Origin of the sequence: Nonomuraea sp. NPDC005501, assembly GCF_040605905.1 — a bacterium.
In the GTDB taxonomy this organism is placed as follows: Bacteria; Actinomycetota; Actinomycetes; order Streptosporangiales; family Streptosporangiaceae; genus Nonomuraea.
The window spans coordinates 1-6,887 of the sequence record NZ_JBEXDT010000180.1; the positions used below are offsets into that span (position 1 = coordinate 1).

Here is a 6,887-nt window from a genome sequence, read left to right on the forward strand (position 1 = left end):
GCGGCACCGGGGCGCGGCGGCCCTGCTCGGCGGGCTGGCGGCGTGCGCCCTGATCATGGAGAACGCGGTGGAGCAGTGGTCGGTGCTGCTGCTCGAGGAGCACCGTGCCGCCTCGGCCCTGGTGGCCGGCGCCGCGCCGGCGGTGTACATGGGGGCGCTCACGGCCGGCCGCCTGGTCGCGCAGGCGCTGCCCGGACTGCGGCCGCGCCCCCTCTACCTGGTGGCCGGGCTGGGCGGAGGCGCGGGGATCGCCCTCGCCGGCTGGGGCGGCGGCGCGGGCGCGGATGCCTGGGCGGTGCCGATCTCGCTGGCCGGGTTCGCTCTGGCCGGGCTCGCCCTGGGGCCCCTGGTGCCGGCCGTCCTCAGCCGGGCCGCGGCCAGGGACCCGAGCGGCGCGCTCGTGTCAGGCGTCTCCGTCGTGTCGTACACCGCGTTCTTGATCAGTCCGCCGCTCGTGGCGGCGCTGGCGGCCGGCCTCGGACTGCCGGCCGCCCTCTCGGCCCTCGGCCTGCTCGCGCTTCCCCTGCTCGCCCGCGCCCTCCTGCCCCGTTGAGACCCCTGCGGAATATGGCCGGCTCTTGGGGCAACAGTGGCGGCCGACCGGGTATGTCCCTCCGGCGTACCGGTGACAGCGCGAGGGGGACACCATGGCCGTCTGCGAGACGTGCGGGAACGACTACGACATGTCCTTCGAGGTCCACGCCCAGGGGGCCGTGCACACCTTCGACTCCTTCCAGTGCGCGATCCAGGCCATGGCGCCGATCTGCGAGCACTGCGGCACCCGCGTCATCGGGCACGGCGTCCAGTCGGGCAAGAACTGGTACTGCTGCGCCCACTGCGCCCGCCAGGAGGGCAGCGCCGGCCTCGTGGACCGGGTGATGGCCGGCATGTCCGGCTGAACGCTCATGGCGGGAACCGCCCACTAGAGGGACACTGGCAGTGTGGCCGACTTCGATGTTGCCGTCATAGGCTCCGGACCCGGCGGGCAGAAGGCGGCCATCGCCGCCGCCAAGCTCGAGAAGCGGGTCGTCATCGTCGAGCGCCGGAACATGATGGGCGGCGTCTGCATCAACACCGGCACGATCCCGTCCAAGACCCTGCGCGAGGCCGTGCTCTACCTCACGGGCCTCAACCAGCGGGAGATGTACGGCCAGAGCTACCGGGTCAAGGACGACATCACCGTGGGCGACCTGGGCATCCGCACCCAGCACGTCATCGGCCGGGAGATCGACGTGATCCGCAGCCAGCTCGCGCGCAACCACGTCGCCGTGGTGCCCGGGACGGCCAGGTTCGTGGACCCGCACACGCTGGACGTGATCGACGAGTCGAACCGTGACGTCAAGATCACCGCCGACAAGATCATCATCGCGACGGGAACGCGACCGGCCCGCCCCGCGTCGGTCGAGTTCGACGAAGAGACGATCATCGACTCCGACGGCATCCTCCACCTCCAGGCCGTCCCCGACTCGCTCGTCGTCGTCGGGGCGGGCGTCATCGGCATCGAGTACGCCTCCATGTTCGCCGCCCTGGGCACCAAGGTCACGGTCGTGGAGCGGCGGGAGCGGATGCTCGACTTCTGCGACCTGGAGATCGTCGAGGCGCTGAAGTACCACCTGCGCGACCTGGCGGTGACGTTCCGGTTCGGCGAGACGGTGGCCGCCGTCGAGCGCCACACCAGGGGAGCGCTGGCGCTGCTGGAGAGCGGCAAGAAGATCCCGGCCGAGACCGTCATGTACTCGGCGGGCCGCCAGGGCATGACCGACGGCCTCGGCCTGGAGCTGGCCGGCCTGTCGGCCGACGACCGCGGTCGCATCCCGGTGGACGAGCACTACCGCACCACCGTCCCGCACATCTACGCGGTGGGCGACGTCATCGGATTCCCCTCGCTGGCCGCCACCTCGATGGAGCAGGGCCGTATCGCCGCCCACCACGCCTGCGCCGAGCCCCTGCACGGCATCCACCACCTCCAGCCGATCGGCATCTACACGATCCCGGAGATCTCCTTCATCGGCCGCACCGAGGACGAGCTGACCGCCTCTCAGGTGCCGTTCGAGGTGGGCGTCTCCCGCTACCGGGAGCTGGCCCGCGGGCAGATCATCGGCGACACGTACGGCATGCTGAAGCTGCTGGTGTCGCCGGAGGACCGGTCGCTGCTGGGCGTCCACGTGTTCGGCACGGGCGCCACCGAGCTGCTGCACATCGGCCAGGCGGTGATGGGCTGCGGCGGCACGATCGACTACCTGGTGGACGCGGTCTTCAACTACCCGACGCTGGCGGAGTCGTACAAGGTGGCGGCCCTGGACGCCATGAACAAGCTCCGCCGGGTCGCCCGCTTCGAACTCTGACCAGGGTGGTCCGCCGGGTGTCTACTCGTCGGGCTGGGTGCGGCGGGTCCGCCCGGGGGGCTTCTTGCGGCCCGCGACCAGGGTGTCGCCCGGCGCCGGTGACGAGGCCGGCTCGTCGGCGGGCGCCGCCGTCTCGGCCTGCGGGCGGCGCGGGCGGGGGTGGGGCGCCGTGTCTCCCTGCCCGGCATGCTCCGTCTCCGTACGGGCCCGCGTACGAGCCGCCGTGCCCGGCCCGGTGCCGGTCTCCGAGCCCGAACCCTTGCCCGTGCCTGATTCCGTGGTGGTTCCGGTGGAGGGCGCCTTCGGCGCGGGGGCGGCGCCTCCGGAGGCCGGGTCGGAAGGGCGCGCCGTGTCGGGGTCGCGCAGGGAGGCGATGACCTGGTCCGCCTCCGTGTCGGCCGCGAACTCGCTGGCCGCGGCCGACTCCCGGCGCCGGATCACCACCATGTGGTCCACCGACACCCTCCCCGCGCCCACGACCGCCAGCAGCAGCGCGGCCACGCCGAGCAGGACGAGCTCGTTCACGGTGATGGGGTTGAGCGGCGGCGCGACCAGGAACACGGCCAGTGCCTCGGCGAACAGCACCAGCCCCGTCAGCGCCACCAGCAGCCCGGCGATCAGCAGCGCCCCGCCGATCAGCTCGGCGAGCATGGTGACCGTGGCCCAGGCCCGCGGCGCGGGCGCGCCCTGCTGGGCGAACAGCAGCCCGGTGTTCTTCAGGCCGTCCTCCAGCTTGTGCCAGCCGTTGGCGAAGAAGATGCCGCCGACGCCTAAGCGGGCGACCAGGGCGGCGACGTCATGGAAGGCCTGTCTCACGGTAGATCTCTGCCCGGAGGGGGACATCGCACACCTCAATCACGGCGCAGCAGCGTGGCCACGGCGAGGGCGGTCAGGCTGAGCAGGACGATGCTCACCACGACCGTGGTGTGCAGGGCGTTGACGAAGGCCCACCGTGCGGCGGTGAGCAGCGCGTCGCCCGCGCTGCCGCCGACCTCCTGGGCCACGTGGGCGGCGCCGGCCAGGGACTGCCGGGCCTGGTCCATGGCCGCGCCGGGCACGCCGGGCACGGGCGGGAAGCTGGGCGCGTACGCCATGGTGGTGATCGTGCCCAGGACGGCCACGCCGAGTCCGGCGCCCAGCTCGTAGGCGGTCTCCTCGATGGCGGCGGCCCCGCCCGCCCGCGACTCCGGGACCGACGACATGATCGTGTCGGAGGCGGCCAGCAGCGCCACCTGGACGCCGAACCCGATGCCGACGAAGCAGACCCCGAGCATGACGGGATGGCTTTCGACGCCCCAGGTCAGCGTGGGGGTGAGGGAGAGCGCGACGAGCCCGAGGCCGCCGCTCATGGTGGCGCGCATGCCGGCGCGCGGCAGGATGTGGGCCGCGGCGAGCCCGCCGGCGATGGCCGACAGCACCAGCGGCAGCATCCGGATCGCCGCCTGCGGCGGCCGGTCGCCGAGGACGAGCTGGAGGTACTGGGCCAGCATGAGCTGGAGCCCCACGAGCGCGAACACACCCAGCAGCACCCCTGCCACGCCGGTGGTGAACGCCCGGCTCCGGAACAGGCCGATCTCCAGCAGCGGCGCCGCCAGCCGCGACTGCCGCCTGACGAACCACACCAGCAGCGCCGCCCCTGCCAGGAACACGGCGACGGACGCCCCGAACGGCATGAGGCTGCCCGATCCCGCCTCCTTCAGGCCGAAGGCGAGCGCCAGGATGCCCAGCACCGACAGCACGGCGCTCAGCCCGTCCCAGGGCCTGCCGTCGTCGCGGCGCGAGTCGGGCAGCAGCCTGGCGGCGGCGGGCAGCAGCACCAGCAGGATCGGCACGTTGATGAGGAAGACGGCGCCCCACCAGACGCTGACGAGCAGGCCGCCGATCAGCGGGCCGACGGCCGCGCCCGCCGCGGCGACCGCGCTCCAGATGCCGAGGGCGATGGCCCGCTCGCGGCGGTCGGTGAAGACCTGGCGGATCAGCGACAGCGTGGCCGGCATGATCATGGCGCCGCCGACGCCGAGCAGCGCCCGGGCGAGGATGAGGAAGAGGGGAGTGGGGGAGAAGGCCGCGGCGGCCGAGGCCACCCCGAACAGCACGAACCCACCCAGGACCAGCCGTTTGCGGCCGTAGCGGTCGCCGAGCGTGCCGAACATGATCAGCAGCGGCGCGACCACCAGCGAGTAGACGTCGATGATCCACAGGAGCTGGACGGCCGACGGCTCCAGCGCCGCGGTCAGCGCCGGGACGGCGATGTGCAGGACCGTGGCGTCGACGGTGATCAGGAGCAGGCTCAGGCAGAGCAGCAGGAGGATCGACCAGCGGTTGTCGGGGTGTCGCCGGGCCCCACGCCGTACGAGGGGGGCGGCCTGTGTGACGGTCATGGACCTCCTTGCCGGCCGATCCGATCACACCGGGCCCGCGCATGACTGTGGTCGCCGTGGATGCGGGGCTCGCTGCGTCGGAAACGTGGTTGACGCTGCCTCCGGGCTCCTCCGCTCCAGCTTGCGTGGCAGCTTAGGCCATGGCATGCGCTGGGGATAGCGGTATCGACGCATCGAAGGCCCGCACGCGTATCTCTCTAGAGAGATACAGCCCTATGTCGTCACCTGTTCAACTTTCATCGAACAGCCGATCATGAGTTGGTGGGGACGGACGGAAATCATAGCAAGAACCATGAAAAAACCGACAAATCCCCGCGTGATTGGTGCGCCGAAGCCGTCGCCCGCCTCCACGCCGGCCGCCCCGAGGAGGCGCTGAACGCCGCCCGCGAGGCCGCCGCGGCAGCCGCGCGCGACGACCGCGGAGAGGCCGCCGCCACGGGGGAGTGGGCGCACCGCCTGATGAGCCTGGCCCTGGAACGGCTGGGCCGGGACGCCGACGCCCTTCCGCCGGCGCGCGAGGCGGTCCGGCTGGCGCCGGGCTCCTGGCCGGCCCGGGTACGCCTGGCCACGGTGCTGGCCCGCCTGCCCGGCCACGCGGACGAGGCGGCCGGCCAGGCGGGGCTGGCCCGCGCGTTCGCCCCCGAGGAGCCCGCGCCGCACGCCCTGGAAGGGGACCTCGCCCTGCTGCGCGGAGACCACGCCCACGCCGCGACCGCCTACCGCACCGCCCTCGCCACCGCCACCGCCACCGACCCCGGCCCCGACCCCGACCCCGACCCGGGACCGTCCTCCGGGGAGCGGCCGGGGGACGCGGTCCGGGCGCGGGTGCGGGTGAATCTGGGGTTGGCGTTGCTGCGGTGGGACCGTCCCCGGGCCCACCACGACCCCGCCTGGCCGGTGGACCCGCGCGAGACCGGCCGGGCGAGACGGGCGCTGGAGGTGTGGTCGCGACAGGCCCGGCTGCTGGCGGCGCTGGCCACGATCGGCGTCGCCGCGGCCGCGCAGGCCGCCGACCTCGCCCTCCAGGCGAAACTGGGCGGCCTGGTCGCGCTGGCGCTGCTGGCGGTCCTCACCGTCCGGCAGGCGCGCCGCATCAGGGTGTGGCCGCTGGTGCCCGCCATGATGGGGCGCGACCCGTGGCTCGGCACGGAGGTGGTGTCGGCGGCCGTGTCGGTGGCCGCGTACGCCGCCTGGCTGGGCCTGACCGCGGCGCCCGGCGTGCCGCCGTGGCTGGACCCGGTGTGGGCCGGGCTCGCGGCCGTCGCGGTGCTCGGCTGGCCCGCGCACGCCGCCCTGCGCGCCCTGGCCGGGACCTGGCGCGGTCACCCCGTCCGGGCGCTGGAGCAGTTCGCCGCCGCGGACGGCGAGCGGACGGCGCGCAGGAACGCCGGAGTGACGCTGTGGATCCTGCTCGGCCGCACCTGGTCGGTGCTGGCGCCACTGGCCTGCGCGGCGATGGCCGTGGAGCCCAGGGCCGCGCTGGCGGCCGTGGCCGTGCCGTACCCGCTGCTGCGCTGCTACCGCCGCGCCCGCCACGGCGGCGAGGACGGGTGGCTGCGCGCGGCGGTCGTCCTGCTCGTCCTCGCGGCGGCCGGATGCGCGGCGGGCGCCCTGCTGGAGTGGCCGGCACAGGACCGAACAGCCGGGGCCGCGTGGGCGTGGCGGGTGGGGATGGCGGCGCTCGGGCTGGTGGCGGTCGTGTTCGCGGGGCGGGCCGGGCGCGCGTGGTGGCGCGGCGGGCCGGGCCCCTGGCGCTCCTCGCTCCTCATGTGCGACCTGCCCGCCGGTGACGAGCCCTCCGTGCCGCTCGGCCCGGAGGCGCGCCAGGCTCTCGCGTACGCCAGGAACGTCGTCCTGTCCTTCGCCGACCCGCTCGGCCCGCGGACGGTCGGCGCGGCCGCCTCGATCGGCCCCGCCGGAGAGCTGCGGCTGGTCGCCGGGGCCGGCGCAGGGGAGGCGGTGGAGGCGGACCCGCGGGTCGCGGTGTTCGCGGCCGGCCCGTCGCCGCGCCGCCGGTGGGTGGAGGTGCGCGGCGTCGCCGTGGCCGCCCCGGGCCTCCTGCGCGTCACGCCCAAGCAGGTGCTGACCGGAGAGTTCCCGGGACGACACCAGCGCGGCTGACCGGAGCGTCCTGAGGGAAAGTCCCATAAGTCCCCCGAAC

The 6,887-nt window shown here is 74.2% G+C and carries 5 protein-coding genes and 1 pseudogene; 4 read left to right on the forward strand and 2 right to left on the reverse strand.

The features are described 5' to 3' along the window. The 3 genes and pseudogenes from ABZS51_RS41795 to sthA form a co-directional block, all read left to right on the forward strand. Positions 1 to 553, forward strand: a pseudogene (locus ABZS51_RS41795) (hypothetical protein); the annotation flags it as partial. A 94-nt stretch (positions 554 to 647) separates the two neighbouring features. Next, the gene (locus tag ABZS51_RS41800; RefSeq protein WP_310711568.1) at positions 648 to 899 is read left to right on the forward strand and encodes a hypothetical protein; all 252 of its coding nucleotides are present in this window, start codon (positions 648 to 650) and stop codon (positions 897 to 899) included. A gap of 42 nt (positions 900 to 941) precedes the next feature. Continuing rightward, positions 942 to 2,345 carry a Si-specific NAD(P)(+) transhydrogenase gene (gene sthA, locus ABZS51_RS41805; RefSeq protein WP_355453650.1) on the forward strand — a complete coding sequence of 468 codons (1,404 nt, stop codon included), beginning with the start codon at positions 942 to 944 and terminating at the stop codon, positions 2,343 to 2,345. A gap of 21 nt (positions 2,346 to 2,366) precedes the next feature. Here the strand turns inward: sthA and ABZS51_RS41810 are convergent, their stop codons facing one another. Next, entirely contained in the window at positions 2,367 to 3,161 is a 795-nt protein-coding gene (locus ABZS51_RS41810; protein ID WP_355453653.1) for a DoxX family membrane protein, read from the reverse strand. A gap of 35 nt (positions 3,162 to 3,196) precedes the next feature. Then, the gene (locus ABZS51_RS41815; protein ID WP_355453656.1) at positions 3,197 to 4,726 is read right to left on the reverse strand and encodes an MFS transporter; all 1,530 of its coding nucleotides are present in this window, start codon (positions 4,724 to 4,726) and stop codon (positions 3,197 to 3,199) included. Positions 4,727 to 4,987: 261 nt separating this feature from the next. On the opposite strand from ABZS51_RS41815, the gene ABZS51_RS41820 reads away from it, so the two are divergent. Continuing rightward, positions 4,988 to 6,847 carry a hypothetical protein gene (locus tag ABZS51_RS41820; protein WP_355453659.1) on the forward strand — a complete coding sequence of 620 codons (1,860 nt, stop codon included), beginning with the start codon at positions 4,988 to 4,990 and terminating at the stop codon, positions 6,845 to 6,847. The last annotated feature ends 40 nt before the right edge of the window (positions 6,848 to 6,887 follow it).